At 74.4% G+C, this 22,619-nt stretch carries 20 protein-coding genes and 1 pseudogene; 8 read left to right on the top strand and 13 right to left on the bottom strand.

Annotated elements, in window-relative coordinates; translation table 11 throughout:
• Nucleotides 1-12: 12 nt before the first annotated feature.
• Nucleotides 13-330, top strand: a pseudogene (locus BKA22_RS20515) (FmdB family zinc ribbon protein); the annotation flags it as partial.
• Between the two features lie 14 nt (nucleotides 331-344).
• Here the strand turns inward: BKA22_RS20515 and BKA22_RS20510 are convergent.
• A complete protein-coding gene (locus BKA22_RS20510; RefSeq protein WP_373367073.1) occupies nucleotides 345-488 on the bottom strand; it encodes a hypothetical protein in 144 nt (47 codons plus the stop codon).
• Nucleotides 489-680: 192 nt separating this feature from the next.
• Here BKA22_RS20510 and BKA22_RS12035 point away from each other — a divergent pair, with 192 nt between their 5' ends.
• Nucleotides 681-1,376 carry an SAF domain-containing protein gene (locus tag BKA22_RS12035; RefSeq protein ID WP_146954233.1) on the top strand — a complete coding sequence of 232 codons (696 nt, stop codon included), beginning with the start codon at nucleotides 681-683 and terminating at the stop codon, nucleotides 1,374-1,376.
• A 61-nt stretch (nucleotides 1,377-1,437) separates the two neighbouring features.
• Nucleotides 1,438-1,917: a large conductance mechanosensitive channel protein MscL gene (mscL, locus tag BKA22_RS12030; RefSeq protein WP_223203702.1), complete on the top strand. Its 480-nt coding sequence runs from the start codon at nucleotides 1,438-1,440 to the stop codon at nucleotides 1,915-1,917.
• A gap of 38 nt (nucleotides 1,918-1,955) precedes the next feature.
• Here mscL and BKA22_RS12025 read toward each other — a convergent pair whose 3' ends face one another.
• The 4 genes from BKA22_RS12025 to BKA22_RS12010 all read right to left on the bottom strand — a co-directional run bounded on the left by BKA22_RS12025 (nucleotide 1,956) and on the right by BKA22_RS12010 (nucleotide 9,093).
• Nucleotides 1,956-2,420: a hypothetical protein gene (locus tag BKA22_RS12025; protein WP_146954231.1), complete on the bottom strand. Its 465-nt coding sequence runs from the start codon at nucleotides 2,418-2,420 to the stop codon at nucleotides 1,956-1,958.
• An 82-nt stretch (nucleotides 2,421-2,502) separates the two neighbouring features.
• Nucleotides 2,503-7,194 carry a PDDEXK-like endonuclease domain-containing protein gene (locus BKA22_RS20365; RefSeq protein ID WP_223203701.1) on the bottom strand — a complete coding sequence of 1,564 codons (4,692 nt, stop codon included), beginning with the start codon at nucleotides 7,192-7,194 and terminating at the stop codon, nucleotides 2,503-2,505.
• A 429-nt stretch (nucleotides 7,195-7,623) separates the two neighbouring features.
• Nucleotides 7,624-8,646, bottom strand: a complete 1,023-nt coding sequence (locus BKA22_RS12015) for an NADP-dependent oxidoreductase (protein ID WP_146954229.1) — start codon at nucleotides 8,644-8,646, stop codon at nucleotides 7,624-7,626.
• Nucleotides 8,647-8,706: 60 nt separating this feature from the next.
• A complete protein-coding gene (locus tag BKA22_RS12010) occupies nucleotides 8,707-9,093 on the bottom strand; it encodes a DUF1304 domain-containing protein (protein WP_146954285.1) in 387 nt (128 codons plus the stop codon).
• Between the two features lie 125 nt (nucleotides 9,094-9,218).
• Between BKA22_RS12010 and BKA22_RS12005 the strand changes: the two genes are divergently transcribed.
• Nucleotides 9,219-9,812, top strand: a complete 594-nt coding sequence (locus BKA22_RS12005; protein ID WP_146954228.1) for a TetR/AcrR family transcriptional regulator — start codon at nucleotides 9,219-9,221, stop codon at nucleotides 9,810-9,812.
• Nucleotides 9,813-9,841: 29 nt separating this feature from the next.
• Here BKA22_RS12005 and BKA22_RS12000 read toward each other — a convergent pair whose 3' ends face one another.
• A complete protein-coding gene (locus BKA22_RS12000; protein ID WP_146954227.1) occupies nucleotides 9,842-10,945 on the bottom strand; it encodes a magnesium and cobalt transport protein CorA in 1,104 nt (367 codons plus the stop codon).
• A gap of 179 nt (nucleotides 10,946-11,124) precedes the next feature.
• On the opposite strand from BKA22_RS12000, the gene BKA22_RS11995 reads away from it, so the two are divergent.
• Nucleotides 11,125-11,586, top strand: coding sequence for a universal stress protein (locus tag BKA22_RS11995; RefSeq protein ID WP_146954226.1), 462 nt, complete (start codon nucleotides 11,125-11,127; stop codon nucleotides 11,584-11,586).
• A gap of 15 nt (nucleotides 11,587-11,601) precedes the next feature.
• Here the strand turns inward: BKA22_RS11995 and BKA22_RS11990 are convergent, their stop codons facing one another.
• From BKA22_RS11990 to BKA22_RS11980, 3 genes are read right to left on the bottom strand one after another with little or no spacing between them, the layout of a single operon-like run.
• Nucleotides 11,602-12,012, bottom strand: a complete 411-nt coding sequence (locus tag BKA22_RS11990) for a cupin domain-containing protein (RefSeq protein WP_146954225.1) — start codon at nucleotides 12,010-12,012, stop codon at nucleotides 11,602-11,604.
• Nucleotides 12,009-14,588 (bottom strand): glycoside hydrolase family 130 protein, encoded by a 2,580-nt coding sequence (locus tag BKA22_RS20360; RefSeq protein ID WP_218866645.1) that lies wholly within the window; start codon nucleotides 14,586-14,588, stop codon nucleotides 12,009-12,011. The genes BKA22_RS11990 and BKA22_RS20360 overlap by 4 nt, the downstream gene beginning before the upstream one ends.
• 7 nt (nucleotides 14,589-14,595) lie before the next feature.
• Nucleotides 14,596-15,741: a glycosyltransferase gene (locus BKA22_RS11980; protein WP_146954224.1), complete on the bottom strand. Its 1,146-nt coding sequence runs from the start codon at nucleotides 15,739-15,741 to the stop codon at nucleotides 14,596-14,598.
• A 232-nt stretch (nucleotides 15,742-15,973) separates the two neighbouring features.
• Between BKA22_RS11980 and BKA22_RS20355 the strand changes: the two genes are divergently transcribed.
• Together BKA22_RS20355 and BKA22_RS11970 are read left to right on the top strand one after the other, a co-directional pair.
• Nucleotides 15,974-16,993, top strand: a complete 1,020-nt coding sequence (locus tag BKA22_RS20355; RefSeq protein WP_146954223.1) for a glycosyltransferase family 4 protein — start codon at nucleotides 15,974-15,976, stop codon at nucleotides 16,991-16,993.
• Nucleotides 16,994-17,002: 9 nt separating this feature from the next.
• Nucleotides 17,003-17,938, top strand: coding sequence for an epimerase (locus BKA22_RS11970; RefSeq protein ID WP_146954222.1), 936 nt, complete (start codon nucleotides 17,003-17,005; stop codon nucleotides 17,936-17,938).
• 6 nt (nucleotides 17,939-17,944) lie between these two features.
• Here BKA22_RS11970 and BKA22_RS11965 read toward each other — a convergent pair whose 3' ends face one another.
• Together BKA22_RS11965 and eda are read right to left on the bottom strand one after the other, a co-directional pair.
• Nucleotides 17,945-19,048: a sugar kinase gene (locus BKA22_RS11965; RefSeq protein WP_146954221.1), complete on the bottom strand. Its 1,104-nt coding sequence runs from the start codon at nucleotides 19,046-19,048 to the stop codon at nucleotides 17,945-17,947.
• A gap of 47 nt (nucleotides 19,049-19,095) precedes the next feature.
• Nucleotides 19,096-19,719, bottom strand: a complete 624-nt coding sequence (gene eda / locus BKA22_RS11960; protein ID WP_223203700.1) for a bifunctional 4-hydroxy-2-oxoglutarate aldolase/2-dehydro-3-deoxy-phosphogluconate aldolase — start codon at nucleotides 19,717-19,719, stop codon at nucleotides 19,096-19,098.
• 185 nt (nucleotides 19,720-19,904) lie between these two features.
• Between eda and BKA22_RS11955 the strand changes: the two genes are divergently transcribed.
• Nucleotides 19,905-21,467, top strand: coding sequence for a hypothetical protein (locus BKA22_RS11955; protein ID WP_146954219.1), 1,563 nt, complete (start codon nucleotides 19,905-19,907; stop codon nucleotides 21,465-21,467).
• Between the two features lie 33 nt (nucleotides 21,468-21,500).
• On the opposite strand, the gene BKA22_RS11950 is transcribed toward BKA22_RS11955, so the two are convergent.
• Nucleotides 21,501-21,758, bottom strand: coding sequence for a DUF1905 domain-containing protein (locus tag BKA22_RS11950; RefSeq protein ID WP_146954218.1), 258 nt, complete (start codon nucleotides 21,756-21,758; stop codon nucleotides 21,501-21,503).
• Between the two features lie 16 nt (nucleotides 21,759-21,774).
• On the bottom strand, nucleotides 21,775-22,566 hold the full coding sequence (locus BKA22_RS11945) for an IclR family transcriptional regulator (RefSeq protein ID WP_146954217.1): 792 nt from the start codon (nucleotides 22,564-22,566) through the stop codon (nucleotides 21,775-21,777).
• Nucleotides 22,567-22,619: the final 53 nt, after the last annotated feature.

The following is a 22,619-nucleotide window of genomic DNA, read 5'->3' as shown; positions in this document are numbered from 1 at the left end:
TATCGGGCCGCGGTGACCTCGGGCGCGCCCGCACGGCCGCCCGGCCGACGCGGGCGCTCGCGGGTGGCCCGGCGTCGGCGCTGGTCGGCGGCTCGGGGCCGTCGGGTAGAATTGGCACTCGGTCAGCGCGAGTGCCAGTCGCAGCCCCTGCGGGAGCGGCGACGGCGGACGAGTCCCCCGGGAGAGCAAGTGCCCACCTACGCCTACACGTGCACGGCGTGCGGTCACGCCTTCGAGATCCAGCAGTCGTTCAGCGACGACTCCCTCACGGTCTGCCCGGAGTGCTCCGGGCGCCTGCGGAAGGTCTTCTCGACCGTCGGCGTCGTGTTCAAGGGGTCGGGCTTCTACCGGACCGACTCGCGCGGCACGAAGACGTCGACCGCCTCGAGCTCGTCCTCGACGGGGACGTCCGGCTCGAGCAGCTCCTCCTCGGGGTCCTCCTCGGGGTCCTCGGGCAGCACGTCCGGGAGCGGCTCGTCCAGCAGCACGTCGTCCTCCTCGCCTGCGCCTGCCGCCGCGAAGCCCGCCGCGTCGTCCTGAGGGCCGCCGGGGCGCGAGCTACCCGGCCTGCGATCCCCCGGCCTGCGCGAGCCGACCCCAGCCCCGGCCCGTCACGCCGTGCGCGCTGGTCGACCGTTGCCGACCGACCGCGGACGACGCCCGCCACCTAGCGTCGCGGGATGCCGTCCACCCGACCTGACCCGACCGGTCGCCTGCCCGCGCGGCTCGCCCGACGGCGTCCGCCGCCACGCGCGCGGGTCCGCGCCGTCCTGTGGCGCGCGCGGGCGCCGATCGCCGCGCTGTGCCTCGCGCTCGGCTGCGCCACCGCCCTGACCGCGCTCAGGCCGCCCGATCCGGTCACCGTGCGCACGGTCGTGGCCGCGCACGACGTCGCCGCAGGCGAACCGCTGACCGCAGCCGACCTGCGGACGGTCGACCTGCCCCGGGACGTCGCCGTCTCCGGTGCGCCGACCGACCCGCAGACCGTGATCGGCGCGACCACGGCGGTGCCCCTGACCGCGGGCACCCCGCTCGTCCCGGGCACGCTCGCGCAGTCGTTCGTCGGTCCGTCCGGCACCGTCGTGGCGGCCGTCCGGTTCGCGGACGCGGCGGTCGCGGACTACCTGCAGCCCGGGGACCGGGTCGACGTGCTCGCTGCGACGCCCGACGGCGGCCCGGGCGGGACGCTCGCCAGCCGTGCGCTCGTGCTCCCTGATCGCGCACCCGCCCGGGACGGCACGGACGGCACCGGGATCCTGGGCGGCGGCACGCAGGCCGATGCCGGTCCGGTGCTGCTCGCCGTCACCCCGCAGGAGGCGTCCGCCCTCGCCGGAGCCACCGGCGGAGCCCTGTTGTCGGCCGTCATCGTGGAATGATCGCGGCCGGACCCCGACAAAGGGGACGAACCTGCTGATCGAGCTCCATGGAGGTTGCATCGTGACGGACGGACGCACGGGATTCTCGGGCGCGGGCGCCCAGCTGAAGGGGCTCGCCAAGGTCTTCGGTGGGTTCAAGGACTTCATCTCGCGCGGCAACGCGGTCGACCTGGCCGTCGGCGTCGTCATCGGCGCGGCGTTCGGCGCGGTCGTGAAGTCGATCGTCGACGGGCTCATCAGCCCGCTCGTCGGCTGGATCCTGGGGTCACCGAACCTCTCGAACGTGCTCACCTTCGAGATCGACCCGTGGACGGGCAAGGGTCTGCCGACGACCATCAGCCTCGGCGTCGTGATCAACGCCCTGGTCACCTTCCTCGGGACGGCGGCCGCGGTCTACTTCCTCATCGTCGTGCCGCTCAACCACCTGGCCGAGCGCCGCAAGCGGGGGCTCGAGCCCGAGCCGGCCGCACCGGCCGAGGACGTGCGCCTGCTGACGGAGATCCGCGACCTGCTGGCGCAGAAGGACGGCCCGACCGTCTGACGGGCACCAGAGCACCGACCACGCCTCGGGCAGGTCGTTCACCAGTGCGGTGGGCGGTCCCGCGCGAGGCGTTCGTCGTTCGTCCCGGCGCCGTCGCCCCACCCCTGGTCACCGTCGTCGGCGGACCTGCTGAGGTCACCCGCACGATCCAAGAGCCGTGCGAGCGACGCCGCCGACGCGTCCCCGACGGCGGGCTCGTCGCCACCCAAGGTCGCGGGTGCGGGATCGGCCGTGCCGCTCTGAGCGTCGAGTTCCCCCACCGTCGGGACGCCGGGGTCCTGGTCGGCGTCGGGCGCAGCGCCGGACGTGCGGTACGCGGGCAGCGTGCTGCGCAGCACCGACTCGTCGGAGCCGACCGTGTCGGAGAGCCGGACCGCACGCCGTGGACGCCTGCCACGCGGCCGCTCGGCACCCACCGGTTCGGTGCCCGCCGACTCGACACCCACCGGGGAGTCAGGGCCGCCGACCGAGCGAGGTGCGGTGTCGGGGTGGTCGGAGCTCACCCGCCGATCATCCCATCGCGCGACGCGCAGCCGGGTCGCGACCGCGCCCCGCAGGCGCCCCGAGCGGACGCCGTACGTCGCCTCAGACCCCGGCGCGGGCGATCGCGGCACGCACCGCGGTGTCGATCCGGTACGAGCGACGCGTGATGCCGAGCTCGAACCGCAGCGCGGCCGCCAGCTCGTCACGCGTGCGGTGCTGACCGTCGGAGACCAGCCAGCCCACGAGCGCGTCGAGCTCGTCGTCGCTGTACGCGCTGATCGGCAGCCCCGCACGCACGTCGGGCCGACGTTCCGTCGAGAAGCCGAACGCGCCCTGCAGCGGCACCGCACCGGTCGTGGCCGGCGGTGCAGCGGGGACGGAACCCGTCACCGTCGGGACGCTGCCGGTCGCAACGGTGCCCGTGGAGGACGCCACCTGCGGCACCGCGCCGGTGGGAGCAGCCGGGACGGAGGCCTCGGGCACGACGGGGGTCGCCCCGGTCGGGGCCCACACCGGGATCGCCCCGGTGACAGGTCGCGCGGGGGCGGACGGTGCCGTCGGAACGGGGGTCGCTGCCGGGACGTCCTGCACGTCGACCACGGTCACGGATCCCTCGCCGCCCGCCGGGGAGGTCGTCGCCACGACCGCGCCGACGCCCTCGGGCTCGACGACGTCTCCGTCCGGGCCAACCGTGCCGACGGAGGTCGGGGCCACCGGGGTCGACGGCGGCGCGGGAACCGCGGCGAGCACGGCGGCGACGACCCGGTCGGCCTCGGCCTGCGGGTCCAGGAACGCGGCCGCGGACCAGACCCGGACGACCGACCATCCGAGGCGGGCGAGCCGCTCGGCGACCTGACGGTCGCGCACGCGGATGCTCGGCTCGGCGACGTAGGCCTCGTCGTCGGTGAGCACCGCGACGAGCATGCGGTCGGGCAGCGACGGGTGACCGACCGCGAGCGGGATGCGCGTGCCCCCGGCGATGCCGTGGTCGACCTCGACGGTGAGGCCCGCCCGCCAGAGCCGTTCGGCCAGGTCGAGCACGAGGCGATCCGCCTCGGCGGCGTCCGCCGATACCGGTCTGTTGCTGCTCGTTCCGCCGTCCGGCGTGCCGCCCTCGGTGCCGGCTGAGGTGCCGACTGAGGTGTCGGCCGAGGTGTCCGCTGAAGGGTCGCCCGCAGCTCCGTCCACGACACGGCCCGCTGGCAGGTCTCCGCGTGGGGCCGACGACCCGGGGCGGTCGGCGGAAGGGGTACCACCGGCCCCCCGCTCGGCGGCGAACGCGAGCAGGTCGGCGAGCAGGCGTGCACCGGGACCGCGCAGCCGCTCGGGGTCCAGGTCGTCGGCACCGAAGCATGCCACGACCGAGAGTCGGTGCCGCGTGGCGCCGAGCGCGTCGAGCAGGAGCGCGTCTCCGCCCGGGAGACTGATCGGTCCGAACCGGTGCAGGATCCGCCGGTGCGGCGTGCGCCCGTAGCCGAGCGTGAGGACGACCGCCTCGCGGCGCAGACCGGCGACGTTGGCCAGGTCGACGACCGTGAACGGCTCGGGCCGTGCCGCGTCGAAGAACGCGGCGAGCGCCGGGTTGTCGCGCACCTCGGCGAGCACGGCCTCACGGATGTTCTCGGCGTGCGTCGGCGAGGGCGTGACGACCGCGAGGGACTCCTCGGACCGGGTCAGCGCGTGCGTGATGACGAGCTCGACGACCCGCTCGGTCTCCTCGCGCGTCGAGTCGACCGTCCCGGTCCGCTCCGAGGGCATGCCCGTGCCGTCGACGACGTCGAGGTGGACGAGCGGCCCGGACTGCGGCAGGGGTGTCGGGCTGAGGACACCCGCGTAGCCGTGCCCGGCCAGGAACGTCGTCAGGTACGGGTCCCGTCGGGACGCGTCGGCGTGCAGGGCCACGGTGGGCAGGACGGCCGAGAGCTCACGCAGCGCGCTGCCCGACGCGCAGCGAGCGTCACCGACGACGACGACCTGGCGGCCACGGGCGACCGCGGCCAGGGCGACCTCGACGGGCAGGTGCGCGGCGGCGTCGATCACGACGAGGTCGACCGTGCGGGTCGGCGGCAGCACCTGCGGTACGAGCATGGGGCTCGCGGCGAGCACGGGTCGCAGGCGACGGGCGACGTCCGGGTATCGGGCCACGGTGTCCCTGACGGAGGTCAGGCGCTCCTCGACCAGCTCGGCGAACAGCCCCTCGGCCTGCTCGCGGTGCACGCGCAGGGCGCCCCCGACGTGCCCGACGACGGCGGACATCACGGGGCGGGACAGGCTCGCGACGTGGGCACGGTCGAGCGCCGCGTACTGCGCGGACATCGCCCCCAGCGCGGTCCCGTCGTACCCGGCGAGCGCCGGGTCGGCGGTGAGGATCTGCTCGAAGACGGTGGTCCACCAGGCCAGGTCCAGCTCGGCGGGTGCGAGCGCCGGGTCGGCGCGGCGTTGCGCGAGGTCGTCCAGGAGCTCGCCCAGCCCTGCGGCGCGCACGTGGTGCAGCAGGGTCGTGCGGCGCGGCAGCGTGATGAGCGCCTCGGCCCCGGCGCGCAGACGGCCGAGCCGTTCGAGCAGGTCGGCGAACCCTGCGGAGGCCAGGTCGGCACCGGCGGGCGTGGTCGCCAGGACCTCGTCGAGCGCGTCGATGTCGGCGCGCACGGCGAGGTACTCCTCGTCGATGAGCCCGAGACCGTCGGGCAGCCGCGGCCAGCCCCCGGACGGGCAGTGCTGCTGCCAGATCTCGCGCTGCGCCTGCACGTCGATGAGCGCGGTGTGCAGGTCGGCGACGGGCCGGCCCGGGCGCACCATGTCCTTGGCCTGCTTGCGCAGCCGCCGACGCACCCAGTAGCCCATCTCGACACCGCGTGCGGCGCGCCATTCCTTGGTGGCGGTCGCGGCGACGAGGTCGGCGGCGGTGCGTTCGAAGACGAGCGGCTGGAACACGTCGAGCGCGCCGCGGACGCCGTCGAGCATCCGCAGCTGCTGCGCCCAGGCGTCCAGGCTGGTGGCTCGCACCAGGCCGGTCTCGTCGGCCACCTCCTGCGTGCGTGCGACCAGGCCGGGCAGCGTGGACTCAAGGAGCCGGTCGAGGCGGTGCCGCACGACGTCCGCGTCGGCGTCGGTGCGCAGGTCGGCGCCGTACCAGGGCGTGTCGGAGGGCCGCACGGCGAACGCGCCGAGCTCGCCGGCCCGGACCAGGTCGGCCGCGAGCGCCGCGCGCGCCGGGGCGTCCATCTGCCGGGCGACGTCGGCGGGCAGCCGCACCGTGGTGCGGGGTGCCGGGCGGGTCGAGGTGAGCATGGCCAGGTGCTGGAGCGCGTCGTAGGCGGACGCACCCCAGGGTTCGCGCGGGGCGTGCAGCGCGTCGACGTAGGCGCGCAGGACCTCGCGCTGGGCGACCAGGTCGGCGCGCAGACCCTGCAGGTGGGCGGCGTCGACGAGCGGGGCCTCGAGGGTCATGGCACCGAGCAGCCGGCGCGCCGTCGCGGTGCGCCACCCGGCGTCGGGGGCGATGTCGAGCAGCAGGTCGCCCACGCCGAGCGCGTCGAGGTGGGCGGCAAGGGCGGTCGCGGCTCGTCGGTGCCCGGGGACGTAGAGCACGGTCCGGCCGGAGGCGGCCGCGTCGGCGACGAGGGCGGCGAGCGTGCCGGTGACGTCGGCTCCCGCGGGCGCGTCGACGAAGGCGTGCATGCCGGTCGCGACGACGTCGAGCACGTGCTGCTGGGCCGGGTCGAGGTCGCCGACCCCGCGCTCCATGCCGGGCTCACGGTCACCCACGACGGGTTCGGGCAGCGGGTTCTGCAGCAGGAGGCGGGCGTCGTCGATGCCGGCGAGCGCGGCCACGACCTCGTGCCTGCCCAGCGCACCGGCGAGGTTGTCGAGGTCGTCGACCAGCACCTGCCCGGGGTGCACGAACGTGCCCACGACGATGCGCTCGGTGAGCGTGAAGCCCTCGAGCACGGCGGCACCGAGCGAGGTGATGCGGTCGAGCGCGCTGCGGGGGTCGAAGCCGGCGGACGTGAACGTGCCGCGGGCCACCGAACCGGGGTCGAGCAGGGCGCCGCGCGAGCGCAGAGCCCGGGCGAGCACGGGGTTGACCTCGACGGACGGCTCGAGCTCGAGGGCGTAGTCGCTCTCCCCCGAGCCGCGCGGGTGCAGGGTCACCGGGCGCAGCAGCACGGGTGCGCGCACGGTGCGCGGCTGCTGGGCGTCGGACGCGTCCTCGGGCGTGAGGTCCGCTCCGTCGTCGTCGGTCGGTCGGGCTGCCGGCGCGCGTGTGATCGCGGCGAGCGCGGCGACGTCGTCGGTCGCGACGTCGGGGGTGGTCCGCTCCGTCCAGGTCGCCACGCCGATGGCCAGGTAGGTCGGGGCGATGCCGTACCGCTGGGCGTACGACGCGGCGCGCGCGCTCACGGCCCGCGAGCGTCGACGTGCGGTGGACAGCGCCGCGCCTTCGCGGACGAGGTTCGACAGCCGTGTCTCACGGCCGGCGAACAGCTGGGCGAGCCCCGAGGGGTGCGCGGCCGACAGGTCGAGCGCAGCCTCCCCGAGCAGCTCGACGTCGGCGAGGGTGGAGCCACCGGCGGCCTCGACCAGCGCGGCTCGCCAGGTCGCGACGGCGCCCTCGAGGATCTCGGTCGCCGACGGCGGCTCGACGAGCGCGACGACTGCGTCCGCCGTACGAGCGGCGGGGTCGACGGTGCTGTCGGCGGTGCGGCTGGCGGGGTTCACGTCGGCACCGGGAACCTGCTCCGTGCCCGAGGAGGTTCCCGTGCCGGGCGTGCGCGCGGGGACGGTGCTCACCCTGCGAACGCTAACCGGGTGCACGGGCGGGGCACGGTGGGCGCGCCGTGGGCCCGGGTGATTGCACCTCGGCCGTCACGCGCCGCCCCTCGCTGAGACGTGCCGGGAAGAACGAGGGGCGGAGCGGTCTGGTGACCGGCTCCGCCCCTCGGACGTTGAGACGGTGCGCACCGCGCAGGGGGCAGGCGATGCGCACCGTCAGGACGAGTGTGCGGCACGAAGCACCCCCCGGTCAAACACCTGAAAGGCGTCTCGCGGGGTGATTCTGCGGCTCTGCGGGGGGCTCGAGCCCGATGACCACGGCATTCGTCGTGTTCGCGATGTTCGCGTTCACAGATACGTCACAGCAAATGCGGTGAATCGCCCGGCGAGTCGTTCCGGCGCGTCGCGCGCACCCGGGCTCTCACGGGCCCGGGTGCGCTGCGGACGTCAGGACCCCGGCGTCGTGCGGACGACCATCTTGCCGATGTTCGCGCCTCGCAGGAGGTCCAGGAACGCGTCGACCGCATGGTCGATCCCGTCCACCACGGTCTCGTCGAACACGATGCGACCGGCCTGGAACCAGGCACTCATGTCGGTGGTGAACTGCCCGTAGTGCTGCAGGTGGTCCCCCAGCGTGAATCCGCGCAGCGTGAGGCCCTGGGTGATGATCGTGGCCATGTTGTCCGGGCCGGGAGTGCGCCCGGTGGCGTTGTACCCGGCGATCGCACCGCACAGCGCGACGCGCCCGCCACGGTTCATGACGTCGAGCGCAGCCTCGAGGTGGTCGCCGCCGACGTTGTCGAAGTACACGTCGACCCCCTCGGGCACGAGGGCCGGCAGCTGGGCACGCACCGGAGCCTGCTTGTAGTCCAGCGCGGCGTCGAAGCCGTACCGGTCGGTGAGCAGCGCGACCTTCTCGGCCGAGCCCGCCGAGCCGACGACCCGCGAAGCGCCCAGCAGCCGGGCGATCTGACCGGCTGCGGTGCCGACGGCCCCCGCGGCACCGGAGATGAACACGGTCTCGCCCGCCGCGACGGGCGCGATCTGCGTGAGCCCCACGTAGGCCGTGTAGCCCGTCATGCCGAGCACGCCGAGGTAGGCGGACAGCGGCACGCCCGGCAGCGCGGGCACGACACGGAACCCGGCGGCGTCGCCCTGGGCCACGTCGCGCCAGCCGAGCTGGTGCAGCACGACGTCACCCACGGCGTACCCGTCAGCCGTGGACGCGACAACGGTGCCGATCGCCCCGCCGGTCATCGTCTCGCCGAGGGCGAACGGGGGCGTGTAGCTCTTCTGGTCGTTCATCCGACCGCGCATGTAGGGGTCGACCGAGACGAACGCGTTCTCGACCCGGACCTGGCCGGGCCCCAGGGGCGGCAGCTCGACGGCGACGGTGCGGAAGTCCTCGCGCGTGGGCCAGCCGTGCGGGCGCGCGACGAGCTGGACCTGGGTGCTGATGCTGGGGGTCACGATGTCTCCGGTCAGGGGTGGTGCGGACGATCGGGAAGGATGCGCGGCGGGTGCCGGCGCTCAGACGAGCAGCCCGACGACGAGGAGGGCGACGCCGAGCGCGGGTGCCGTGAGCTGGACGAGCGCGGCTCGTGCCTTGCCCGGCGAGGACACGAGCAGGACCAGGCCGGCGGCCACCATGGACCCGGCGCCGGCGAGCACGAGCGCGGCGCCGACGCCCTGCTGGCCGACCGCCACGAGCACGGTGCCGATCGCCACGAGGATCGCGAGGAACAGGTTGTAGAAGCCCTGGTTGAACGCCATCTCACGGGTCGCCTCGGCCGCCTCGGGCGTCGTGCCGAACGTGGCGCGCGTCCGTGGTGAGGTCCACGTCAGGGACTCCATGGTGAAGATGTACACGTGGATCAGGGCGGCGACGCCGGTGAGGACGAGCCCGGTGGCGATCATGTGAGTGCCTTCCACGAGTGCTGGTGTACCGATCGGTCCACTATATCGAGAATTGTGGACCGCATGGTTCACAACGAGGACTATAGTGGACCACACGGTTCACAACGGGAGCGGGGCGGGGCAGGATGGGGCGGCACCAGGGCTTCGACACGACCGAGGTCGTGCAGGCGGCACGCGACGTCTTCTGGGACTGGGGCGTCGACGGCGCCTCGCTGCCGGAGCTCGAGCGGGCCACCGGACTGTCCCGGTCCAGCATCTACCACGCCTTCGGGAGCAAGCGCGGGCTGTTCGGCGCAGCGGTGCAGGACTACCTCACCACCGTCGTCCGACCGCGGCTGCAGGTCCTCGTCACCTCACCTGTACAACCAGAGGCCGTGCTGGTGTACCTGCGCGGGCTCACCGACACGATCGCGACGCTGCCTGACGACTCGCCCCGCCGCGGCTGCCTCCTGCTGACCTGCACGGCAGGCACCGCCTCGCACGACACCGCGCTGCAGCAGGTCGTCGACGACTACCGGGCCGAGCTCACCGAGGCGTTCCGCACAGCACTCGTCGCCCGCTACCCCGCCGCCTCGGACGCCCGGCACACCCGGCGAGCGCGGCAGATCACGTCACTGACCGTCGCCGCGCTCGTGCTCGCGCGGATCAACCGGGCCGAGGCCGTGGCCACGCTGCGCACCGCCGTCGAACAGGTCCACGAGTGGGACCTCGACGCGTAGCCGCGCTCCGACCGGGCCGATCAGCCCGCTCAGAGCCACCCGTTGCGGCGGAACAGGCGGTGCAACCCGGTGCACGTCGCCGCGATGACCGCGAGCACCACGAAATAGCCGTACCGCCAGCGCAGCTCGGGCATGTGGTCGAAGTTCATGCCGTAGATCCCGGCGATCGCCGTGGGCACCAGCGCGATCGCCGCCCACGCCGAGATCTTGCGCATGTCCTCGTTCTGCCGGAGCGCCACCTTGCTCTGCCCCGTCGTCACGCGTGCGGTGTTGGCCTGCAGCACGTCGCTCAGCTGCCGGTCCACGAGCTCGACGCCCTCGGCCGCACGCATGACGTGGTCGTGCACGTCGCGGAAGTACTGGTCGGCGACGTCGGGCACGTGCGGCACTCCCCCGGCGGCCAGCCGCTCCAGCGGGCGGATCAACGGCAGGACGGCCCGGCGCAGCTCGGCGACCTCGCTCTTGAGCTTGTAGATGCGCTCGGCGTGGTCGTCGGCGCCGGGGCCGAAGACGAGCGCCTCGATCTCGTCGACGTCCTCGTTGATCAGCTCGAGCGCCTGCTCGTAGCCGTCCGCCACCAGGTCCGCGGCACGGTGCAGCACCGCCACCTGGCCGAACCCGGCGTACGGGTCCGACAGGCCCTCCTCCAGCTCGGCGCGGACCCGCAGGAGGGTGTCGCACTCGCCGTGGCGCACGGTCACCACGAACGTCGGGCCGAGGAAGAAGGCCAGCTCGGCGATGTCGACCACCTCGACGTGGTCCACGTACCGCGCCGGCTTGAGCACGACGAACACGACCTCGCCGTAGACCTCGAGCTTGGGCCGCTGGTGGGCGTGCACCGCGTCCTCGACCGCGAGCGCCGGGAGCCCGAACTCGGCCGCGACCTCCGCGATGTCGTCGTCGGTGGGGTGGCGCAGGCCCACCCAGACGAACCCGTCGCCCTGCCGCGCCGCCGCGGCCGCATCCGGCAGGGCGAGCCTCGGCCCGCGCCGTCGACCGTCGCGGTACCAGGCGCAGTCACCGACGACGGACTCGCTGCCGCGCCCCTCGGGCAGCACCGGGCCGCCGAAGGCGTCCTCGAGCGCATCGCTCTCGCTGGCGCGGGGATGTCGGGGACCGTGACCGACGGACATCGTCGATGCTCCTTCCGGGCGTGGTGCCGCGACCATATCCGAGAGGTCGTCGACCCAGGGTTCCCGGCCCCCGACGTGGCCCGAGAGGCCCGTGACCGGCGGGATACTTCACGCATGGCGACGCAGCCGACGACGGCCCTCTCCGACCAGGTGACCCCCGGCCCCCGGCGGGTGCACGGATGAGCCACCGGCCTGGTCCGGAAGGGCCGCACGACGGTCCGTCCGCGATCGTGGTCGGTGCCGACGGCTCGGACACCTCGATGCGGGCCGTCGCCTACGCGATCGGCTTCGCCCGCAGGCAGGGCACGCGGCTGGTGATCGTGTACGCCCGCACCCCCGGCGGTGGCATCGGCGCGATGATGGACACGACCGGCACCGGGCAGGCGGCCGCGATGGGTGAGCAGGACCGGATCGAGGTCATGCTGCGCGAGCTGCTCGAGCAGGCCCTGGCGATCGGGACGCGCACCGAGCTCGTCGTCCGGGTCGGCGACCCGTTCCAGGTGCTGTGCCAGGTGGCGCGCGAGGTGCGCGCGGACTGCCTCGTCGTGGGGTCCTCGACGAGCTTCGGGCACCGGATCGCCGGGTCGCTGGCCGTGCGGCTCGTGCGCAAGGCGCACTGGCCCGTCACGGTGGTCCCGTGACCGCGCAGGGCCAGCTCACGGCGCGGTGGTCCCCACCCGCCCGTACCGGTCGGCGAGCCGCACGACGTCCTCCCGCCAGCCGGGCGCACCCGTGGACACCTCGGCGAACAGCAGGTCCGCGAGCGCGGTGATGCGGTGCACGACCAAGGCCGGGACGTGCACGGTGTCGCCCGGGCGCAGCGTGCGGGCGGTCAGGCTGTCCGCCGACGGACCGTGCTCGAACGTCGCCGCACCCGAGACCACGGTGATCGTCTCGTCCTTCTCCCGGTGCAGCTGCAGGCTCAGCGACTGGCCTGCACCCACCGAGATCAGCTTGCCGACGTAGCCCTGCTCCCCCGTGGCGAAGAGCGTCTCGTGGCCCCAGGGCTTGTGCTGCGTGGCGGCGACGAAGAACTCCGCGCGCGGGACCGCGGTGGTCGGGCTCATGGCGCCACCGGCTCTCCGTCGTCCACCGAGGACGCCCCGAGCAGCTCGTCGAGGAGCGCGTCGAGGTCGACCAGGGCGATCCGGGTGCGGGTGTCGGCGCACCCGTAGGGCAGCACGAGCGTGCGCCCGTGCCGCATCGCGCCGCACGAGTAGACGACGTCGGGCACGTACCCCGCGCGGTCGTCGTCCTCCGGTGCGAGCAAGGGGCGGCGCAGCCGCCCGAGCACCCGGGTCGGCTCGTCGAGGTCGAGCAGCATCGCCCCGATGCTGTAGGTGCGCATGGGCCCCACGCCGTGGGTGAGGACGAGCCAGCCCTGCGCGGTCTCGATCGGCGCACCGCAGTTGCCGAGCTGCACGATCTCCCAGGGCTCGGCGGGAGCCTGCACGAGGACGGGTTCCTCCCAGTGCAGCAGGTCGTCCGAGGCGGACACGGCGTTGCTCTCCCGGTCGGCGCGTGAGAGCGCGAGCGCCCGGCCGCCGACGCGACGCGGGAACAGGGCCATGCCCTTGTTGCGGGCACCCGGTCCGCTCAGCCGGGTGCTGGTGAACGTGCGGAAGTCGCGGGTGCGCAGCAGCTGCATCGACACCTGGTGCCCGTCGTAGGCCGTGTAGGTGCCCAGGTACTCCGGCTCACCGCCCGCTCCCCCCGGCGCGGTCGGGTCGTCGAACCGCACGAGCCGCACGTCCTCCATGCCCTGGCTCTCCGAGGGGGCGCGTGGCATCAGGACGCGCTCCTGGAGGGTCGACTCGCGCGGGAAGCGCACCGCGTAGGTGCTGCCCGCCAGCTCGTCGAGGCGGCGGATCGTCTGCTCCGCACCGCCGCGGGTCAGCTGCTGCTCGTGCAGCCGGGCACAGGCCCGGGCGAGGTCCTCGCGGTCGAACTCGGGCTCGAGCGCGTCGAGCACGACGCCCGACGAGGCGTCGTCACCGTGCAGGTCGTGGATCTGGTGGGCGAACGTCGCCCGCGAGTAGCGCGCGGCGTGCGGCACGGCCAGCCGGGCGGTCCGTGGCGGCGCGTCGAACGTCAGCACGTCCGAGGCGCCGATCGTGCCGGTGCGGAACTCGACGCTCGACCGGTGCCCCTCGCCGATGGCACGCAGCGTGAGCACGAACCGGGTGCTGCCGGGCGCGGTGCCGCTCTGGTCGGGGTGCGCGACCATCGACGGGTTGCACAGGGCCGAGCCTTCCAGCGCGTACTGCTGCGTGAGGTAGGCGCCCGCGAGCTGCTGGCGGTCGGGCGACAGCGGCGGACCGTCGTCGGCGAGCCGGTGCTCCACGAGGCGGTAGCCGGCGCGCCAGGTGCGGTCCAGCGTGCGGTCCCGGTGCCCGAACCGGACCGCCAACCGGTGCAGCTGGTCGGCGACCTGCGCGTCGGACAGCTGCCGGACGCGTTCGAGCACGAGCGTCGAGCGGGACTCCCCCGACGCGGCCTGCTCCTGCCCCGGCAGGAACAGCAGGTCGACGACCCGCTCCGGGTCGGGCAGCAGGACGTGGTCGGTGCGGCGCACCCACGCCGGGCTGCCGGTCCGCGTCGAGGTCGCGCGACCCTGGTGACCCCGGTCGCCGGCGGGCACGCCGAGCCGGGCCGCCAGCTGGGCGGTGGACAACCAGGCCAGGGTCGACTCCGCCCCCTGGTTCTGGTTGACCGACGCGCGCTCGAGGCCGTCGTACCCGCCGCCGGTCGCGCGGTCGTGCATCGGCAGGGCGCTGTCGTTGTCGCCGTCGAACCACGCCAGGCAGCGCGCGGTCACCTCGACCCAGGTGCGCTCGTGGGTGCTGCCGTACGCGGTCCAGGCGGCCTCGGCGAGCGCGGCGACCTCGATCGGCTGCTGGTCGAACGCGGGCTGCGGGTCGCCGGGCGAGCGGCCACCGGCCGGAACGGTCGACAGGTGCCCGTCGACGGTCTGCTCGCGCACGAGCCAGCTCAGCAGGGCCAGCCCGTCGGCCCGCAGGCCGACGTCGTGCAGCGTGTCGCCGACGGCGATCATCGCCTCGGGGAGCACGGCGTTGGCGTAGGTCAGCCGCCCGTAGGGCCACGGCCAGGACGTCTGGCGTCGCCCGGGCAGCAGGAGGGGTCGTACGTCGCGCATCAGACGCCGGGCGGCCAGCTCCTCGACGTGGACGCCGAGCAGCTGGGCGGCACCGAGCGCCGCGTACGCCATGGCCCGGGGGTGCACCGAGCGGACGGCCAGCGCCCGTGCCGCACCCTCGCGGGCCCGCACGACGAGGTCAGGGTCGTCGCTGTGCGCGACCGCCGTGCCGAATGCCCACAGCGCCCGACCCCAGTGGTCGTCGGTGGACGGCTCGTCGAGCCAGCGCCCGTCAGGCGAGCGGCGGTTGTGCATCGACCCGTCGGCGGCCTGCGCGTCGAGCAGGAACGTCAGGTAGACGTCCGCCATCGCCCGGACCTGCGTCGAGGGCTCGGGCACCCGGGTGGTCACGACGAGCCCACGGGCCACGTCGTCGACGCACATGCCGTGCTCGATCCGCGGGGTCGTGCCGAGCGCGTGCTCGTACAGGCCCGTCGCGGTGGTCAGGGTGCGCAGGTGGTCGAACCGGAGCGCCTCGCCCGTCACGGCCTCATCACAGGCCCACGGGTGCGGCGGCGATGCGGACCGAGGAGGCGAGCGCGCTGTACCGCTCGGCCACGGCCGGCCACAGCAACGAGCCGGCGAGCCCGTTCGACACCGCGGCCATGCGCCCGGCCACGCCGTCACCGCCCAGCACGTGCTCGAGCGCATCCGCGATCGCCGACGCGTCCCGCTGCGGCACGAGCTCGCCGGCACCGCCGGACAACAGCTCGACCGCGTGCGGGAACCGGGTGGAGATCACCGGCTTGCCGGCGGCGACCGCCTCGGTCAGCACACCCGAGGTCACCTGCTCGAGCGAGTCGTAGGGCAGCAGGACGACGTCGGCCTCGCGCACCACGCGCCGCAGCTCGGGCCCGGCCAGGTACCGGGCGTCGAAGTGCACCGACCCGGTCAGCCCGAGGTCGCGGGTGAGGGCGAGCAGCCGGTCGCGGTAGGCCTCCCCCTCGCGCTCGAGGACGCGCGGGTGGGTCTGACCGACGACCCGGTACTCGGGCAGCGGCATCCGGTCGCGCAGCTCGGCGAGGGCCAGGAGCGCCCACTCGATCCCCTTGCCCTCCGACAGCAGCCCCCAGGTGAGGACCGTGGGCGTCCGGCGGGCTGCGACCAGCGGCCGCGCGACGGGCGCCACGTCGGGCGAACGGTTGTCGTCCGCGCCGTGCGGGATGACGTGCACCCGCTCGGGATCGACCCCCCAGCCGGCGATCAGCCGGTCCCGCGCGGTCTCGGTCATCGTGATGACGGCGACCGAGTAGCCGACGAGCCAGTCGACGACCCGGTGCTGCCCGGGTGTCGGCTGGGTGAGGACGGTGTGCAGCACCGTGATGACCGGCACGTGCAGGCGGGCGACCACCTCGAGCACGTCCTCGCCGTCGGCTCCGCCGAAGATGCCGTACTCGTGCTGCACGACGGCGACGTCGTACCCGTCGAGGACCCGGGCGACGTGCTCGGCGTCCTCCCGGCGGCTTGTCACCCACTCGGCCACGACCGGCCAGGGCTCCTGCTGGGGCTCGTCGACGAGACGGACGACACCGACCTGGTCGCCGCCGGCGGTCAGATGGGTCGTGAGCGCCGCAGTGAACGTGGCGATGCCGCACTGGGTGGGCGTGAAGGTGGAGAGCATGCCAAGACGGACGGCCATGTGGGCCCTGCTTCCGTGTGCCTGTGTGCAGCCGAGATGCTGCCGTACGCGGAAGGGAGGGAGGCCGTGCCAGACGGTCGCTCAACCAGGGAGAAGACCCACGGACGCTCGAGGCGTCCAGACTTTCGGGTGAGGTGCCACCCTAGCAGCGGGGCACCAGCCCCTCCCGGGACCGCATGCTCCGCTCGCACCCGCCGCCACGTCCCCACCGGAGGTCACCGTCAAGGTCGCCGTGCTCGCCTCGATCGCCCACCGCGTCCCCCCGCTCGACTACGGCCCGTGGGAACAGGTCGCCGCCACGCTCACCGAGGGCCTGGTGGCTCGCGGCCACGACGTCACGCTCTTCGCCACCGCCGACTCCACGACCTCGGCCCGCCTGCACGCGCAGGCACCGGCCGGGTACGAGGAGGACCCGACGGTCGACGCCAAGGTGTCCGAGGCGCTGCACATCGCGGCCGTCTTCGAGCGGGCGGCGCAGTTCGACGTGATCAGCAACCAGTTCGACTTCCTGCCGCTCGCGTTCAGCCGGCTGGTCGGCACACCCGTCGTGACGACCGTCCACGGGTTCTCCTCGGAGCGGATCGTGCCCGTCTACCGCGCGTACGACGACGTCGTGCACTACGTGTCGATCAGCGACGCGGACCGGCACCCGGACCTGCACTACGCGGCGACCATCCACCACGGCATCGAGGTCGACCGGTTCTCCGCCGGGGACGGGCAGGGCGGTCACCTGCTGTTCCTCGGTCGCATCCACCCCGACAAGGGCACCGCCACCGCGATCGAGGTGGCGCGCCGCGCGGGGCTGCCGCTGGTGATCGCCGGGCCGGTGCAGGACGAGGAGTACTTCCGCCGTGCCGTGGCCCCCGCGATCGACGGCTCGGCCGTGCGGTACGTCGGGCCCGTCGGGCCGCAGGAGCGCGACCGGCTGCTCGGCGGTGCGCTCGCCCTGCTGCACCCCATCGACTTCGACGAGCCCTTCGGCCTGTCGGTCGCCGAGTCGCTCGTCACGGGGACCCCGGTGATCGCGCACGCCCGCGGGTCGATGCCCGAGCTCGTGCGGCCCGGGGTGTCCGGGCACCTCGTCGACGGCATCGACGAGGCCGTCCGGGCGGTCGCGGCCGTGCACAGGATCGACCGCGCAGCCTGCCGGGCCGACGCGATCGCGCGCTTCTCCGCCGACACGATGGTCGACGCGTACGAGCACCTCTTCCGCGAGGTCGTGGCCGGGCGCGTCCCGGCGGCCGGTCGGTAGGTTCGAGGCATGAAGGTCGTGGTCGCAGGGGGGTCCGGCGCGCTCGGCCGCGCACTGTGCCGGTCGTTGACCGACGAGGGGCACGAGGTCGTCGTCCTGACCCGTCGGCCGCGGGAGGGCTCGTTCCGTCAGGTGCTCTGGGACGGCGCGACGCCCGGGCCCTGGGCGCGGGAGCTGGACGGCAGCGCTGTGGTGAACCTGGCCGGCGAGCTCGTCGACCGTCGGCCGACCCCGGCGAACGTCGCCCTGCTCACCCGCTCCCGCGTCGAGCCGACCCGCGCCCTGGCCGCCGCGGCCGTCGGGAGGTCGGTCGGCGTGTGGGTCCAGGCCAGCACGCTGGCCCTGCACGGCGACGCCGGCGAGGCGCTGGTCACCGAGACCACACCCCCCGGTGACGGCCCGCCGCAGATGGTCGGCGTGGCACGGGCGTGGGAGGCCGCCGCCGCGGACGCACCCGCCGACCGGCTGGTGGTGCTGCGCACGAGCATCGTGCTCGACCGCGGCACCCCGGCCCTCGACCGGCTCGCCGGGCTGACCCGGTGGGGCCTCGGCGGCCGGGTCGGCAGCGGGCGGCAGTGGTTCAGCTGGATCCACGTCGCCGACTGGCTGCGGATCGTGCACCTGTCGCTGGGTGTCCCGACGTCCGCCGATGGGCCGGTGCGCACGCTGCCTGCGGACGGTCTGCGCGGCGTGGTCGTCGCGACCGCCCCGCACCCGGTCCGCAACGACGAGCTGATGCGCACGCTGCGCGCGACCCTGCACCGGCCGCCCGCCCCGCCGACGCCGACCTGGCTGGTCCGTGCCGGCTCCGTGGTACTGCGCACCGACCCCGCGCTGGGGCTGACCGGTCGCCGCGCGGTCCCCGCCCGCCTGACCGACGCGGGCTTCGACTTCCGGTACCCGGACCTGGCCGGGGCGCTGGCCGACTTGCTCCGGCGCCCCTGACCCGGCTCAGCGGTCGACGCGTGCGTTCCCGCCGCCGGCGAGCTTGAGCACCTCGGCCTTGGTGACCATGGTCGTGTCGCCGGGCGTCGTCATGGCGAGCGCACCGTGCGCGGCGCCGTACTCGACGGCTGTGCTCAGGTCCTGACCGTCGAGCAGCCCGTAGATCAGGCCGGAGGCGAAGGAGTCGCCGCCACCGACACGGTCGAGGATCTCCAGGCGCTCGCGGTGGGTGGCCTGCACGACACCGGTCTCGCGGGACCAGGCGAGCGCGCCCCAGTCGTTGACGCTTGCGCTGTGCACGGTGCGCAGCGTCGTGCCGATGACCGCGAAGTTCGGGTAGGCGGCGGCGGCACGCTCGATCATGGCGGCGAACGTGCCGACCTCGAGGGCGGACAGGTGCTCGTCGACGCCCTCGACCTCGAAGCCGAGGCTCGCGGTGAAGTCCTCCTCGTTGCCGATCATCACGTCGATCGACCGCGCGATCTCGCGGTTCACCTCCTGCGCCTTGGCCTGGCCGCCGATGGAGCGCCACAGGCTGGGCCGGTAGTTGAGGTCGTAGGACACGACCGTGCCGTACCGCTTGGCCGCGGTCACGGCTTCGAGGACGGTCGCGGCCGTGGTCTCGCTGAGCGCGGCGAAGATGCCACCGGTGTGCAGCCAGCGCACGCCGAGCTCGCCGAACAGGTGGTCCCAGTCGACGTCGCCGGGCTTCATCTGCGAGGCCGCGGTGTTCCCACGGTCGGAGACGCCGACGGCCCCGCGCACGCCGAACCCGCGTTCGGTGAAGTTGAGCCCGTTGCGCACCTCGCGTCCGATGCCGTCGTACGGCACCCACCGGATGTGCTGGGTGTCCAGGCCACCGGCCAGCACGAAGTCCTCGACGAGGCGCCCGACCTCGTTGTCCGCGAGCGCGGTGACGACGGCCCCGCGCAGACCGAACGCACGCCGCAGACCCCGCGCGACGTTGTACTCCCCGCCGCCCTCCCACGCCCGGAACGAGCGGGCCGTGCGGATGCGCCCCTCGCCGGGGTCGAGCCGGAGCATCACCTCGCCGAGGGACACGACGTCGTAGCGGCACTCGGCGGCGGGGCGGATGGTCAGGGCGGTCATCGTGTGGTCCTCGGGGGTCGTGTCGGGGTGCTGGCGGGCGAGGGGCGTCAGGCGGCGGCGAGCGCCACGGCCTCGGCGGTGAGCCGGGTGACCGTGTCGAAGTCACCGGCACGCACGGCGTCGCGAGGCACCATCCACGAGCCGCCGACGGCCGCGACGGCCGGGATCGCGAGGTACTCGTGCAGGTTGCCCGGACCGATGCCGCCGGTGGGCACGAACGCCAGGTCGCCGAACGGTGCGGCCAGCGCGGCGATCGCCGGCGCCCCGCCGGAGGTGCCGGCCGGGAAGAACTTGACGGTGGTCAGCCCGAGCTCGAGCGCGGCCTGGATCTCGGTGGCGCTCACGGCGCCGGGCAGTGCGAGGACGCCGCGTTCGCGGCACCGTTCGACGACCTCGGCGCTCAGGCCCGGCGAGACGACGTAGGAGGCTCCGGCGTCGACCGCGCGGTCGACCTGCGCGGCGCTGAGCACGGTGCCCGCCCCGACGAGCATGTCGCCGCGGTCCGCCATGGCGCGGATGGAGTCCTCGGCGGCGGCGGTGCGGAAGGTGACCTCGGCGACGGGCAGTCCCCCGGCGACCAGGGCGGCGGCGAGCGGGTCGGCGGACCGCCAGTCGTCGAGCACCACGACGGGGACGAGGCGTGCGGTCCGGAGGGCGAGCAGTGTGTCCACGGTGAGGCCGTTCGTCGTCGTTCCGTTGGGCGGAACGGGCGTGTCGTTGTCCGGAACAGCATGGCAGACGGGTCGGCCGCGCTGGGCGGGTCCTAGGTCCCCGTCCCGCCACCGGGCTGTGGATGACGCCGGCGAGAGGCGCGGGCGTCCTGCCACCATGCCGGGCCGGCCACGCGAGGGAGACCATGGACGACCAGGAGAGCCCGTTCGGGGAACGGCCCGTCACCGCAGACGAGGCTCCGCCGCCCCACCGCATCGGACTCCCGGAGCGCACGGGCGGGCCTCGTCGGCACCCCACCGCTCACGCGGGCCGCTGGGTGCTGGTCGCCGTCGGTGCGCTCGTCCTCCTCGTCGGGTGGCGGTCGGGAATGAGCTGGGTCTACCTCGGGGGGCTCGCGTTCGTCGCTGTCGCCCTGCCGCAAGGACCACGTCTGCACCCGCGGGTGGCGGTCGGGATGCTGCCACCGCTGGCGTTGCTCCTCGGGATCGTGGGCCCCTGGGCCGCCGTCCAGCTCGCCTACGGGTACGCCGGCACGGACGCCGACGACGACCTGACCGGGGCCACGTCGCTGCCCTCGGACGACGACCTCCTGCGCGTGTCGCTGGGTTCCCGGGTCCGCGCGTTGACGCGAGAGGCCGAGACCGCCTGGTGGGCGCCGTCCGACATCGGTCGAGTCGTGCGGATCTGGCCCGTCGCCGGCGACCGCCTCGTGATCGACGCCGAGAACGGCTGGTTCGGGCTCGGACCGGCCGGGACGATCGACTGGCGGCTCCCCGACGACCCCGGCGCATGGGTGGTCGCCTCGAGCGGGCACACGGTCGTCATGCGCGAGTGCGCCGACGCAGCGTCGGGCCCGCAGCAGTGCACCTGGACCGGCATCGACACCCTGGACGGCCGCACGACGTGGACCGTCGACGCGACCGCCGGTGACGCGGTCCTACCGGACGACGCACGGGCCGACACCACCGTCGAGCCGGCGCTCCCGGCCGCCTTCGCCACGTCCGTCGCAGCTGGCAGCGGGTCCCAGATCCGCGACGCGGCCACGGGGGACGTCGTCCTCGAGGTCGCTGCCGGGGTGCGCCCGTGGCTGCTCGGCGACGCCCTGCTCGTGCTCACACCCGGCTCCGGCACCTGCCCTCTCGAGCTGTTCCGCGCCGGAGAGTCCCTCTGGCGGACGGAGGTGGACTGCGCGATGGACGACACGATCGACGACGCGATGCGGCTCGGCGGGTGGAGAGAGGGTGACGTGTTCTGGACCGACGCCACCGCGGACGGACCGACCCTCGTCGTCGACCTGCGCGACGGCACGACCGCCGTGGGTCCGGACGACTACGTCGTGTCCGGCACCCACCCGTCCGGCGACGGCGACGGCCTCACCGTGCTCGGCGCCGGGGTGCGGGTGGACGTGGACACCGAAGCGCTCACCGTCCGGGACCCGGCGACGGGCACCGAGATCTGGCACGCGCGCGTCCGCGCCTCCGACGTGCGCTCGGTCCACGCGTTCGGCGAGGTCGTCGTCGTCGAGACCTACAACCACCCGTTGCTCCTGCACGAGTGGTTCGCACCGCGCGACGCCCGCACGACCACCGTCGTGATGTACGAGGCCGGGACGGGCCGACGGCTCCGCACGGTGCGCAGCGAGGCCAGCAGCCTGATGGCACCGACACCCGTGGGCGACGACGGCGTGCTCGTCCTCGACCCGCACGGGAGCGGCGACGTCCGCCTCGTGCTGGCCCCGACGAGCTGAACGGCGCACGTCGGCCGCAGCCGACCTCGGGACCTAGATCGGACCGTCGAGCTCGAGCTCCACCTCGATGTCGTCGCCCGCGGCCAGCCCGGACGCGGCCCGACGCTCGGCGCTCAACGGGAGCAGGGCCAGACCCCCGCGGTGCCCCACGCTCGTCCGGTAGACGAAGGTGCCGATCGTGACGACGACCTTCGGCCGGCCGCCTGCGCCGAGCGCGGTCAGCACCTCCTCGGGCACGGGGATGCCGGTCGTCGTCCCGCCGGTGGCCAGGATCGTCGTGCTGTAGCGCATCGGGAACCCCCTGCGGTCAGGACGGGTCGGGCACCAGGGCGAGCCCGGCCGGCAGAAGGGCAGGCAGCACCCGCCGCATCTGGTCGTGCAGCCACGCTACGCGTTCGCCCGTCATGCGCTCGGCGGGTGCGGCGATGCTCACGGCGGCGACGGCCGACCCCGAGCGCAGCAGCGGCACCGCGACGCAGCTGATGCCGGCCTCGTTCTCCTGCTCCTCGGTCGCGTAGCCGCGGGCACGGGCCGCCTCGAGGGTCGACCACACGCGGTCGGCGTCGACGACCCTGTCCGCCGCGGCGGCGTCCACGTAGCCGGTCAGCATCGCCCGGTCGGTGCCGCGGAACGCGAGCATCGCGCGCCCGAGCGCCGTGGTGACCGCGGCGCTGCGGCGTCCGACGGCCGACCAGACGCGCACGGACCGCTCGGGCTCGACCTTGTCGAGGTAGAGCACGCGCGTCCCGTCGAGCACGCCCAGGTGCACGAGCTCGTCGACCGCGCCGCACAGCGCGACCAGGGCGGGGTGCATCAGGACCGGCAGGTTCTCCTCGCCGAAGTACCCGTCCGCGAGCCGGGTCGCCGCCGGTCCGAGCCGGTAGGCGCCCGAGCCCGCCTGCACGGCGAAGTCGCGGTGCCGCAGCGCGGCCAGGGTGCGGTGCACGGTCGTCTTGTTGAGCCCGAGCCCGGCACTGAGGTCGGCGAGCGCGACGCCGTTCGCACCGGCCTGCGCGAGGGCCTCGAGCACGAGCAGCGCCCGGTCGACGGCCTCGACCGGGGACGCGGACGGCTGCGGCTGGCTCGGGGCGGAGGGCATGGGCACCAGCGTAGGGACGGGCCGACGGGGTCCACCCGGCCCAACGGCCCTGC

This window comes from Cellulomonas soli, from assembly GCF_013409305.1.
GTDB classification, from domain to species: domain Bacteria; phylum Actinomycetota; class Actinomycetes; order Actinomycetales; family Cellulomonadaceae; genus Cellulomonas; species Cellulomonas soli.
This window is presented reverse-complemented; position numbering and strand designations above follow the sequence as displayed.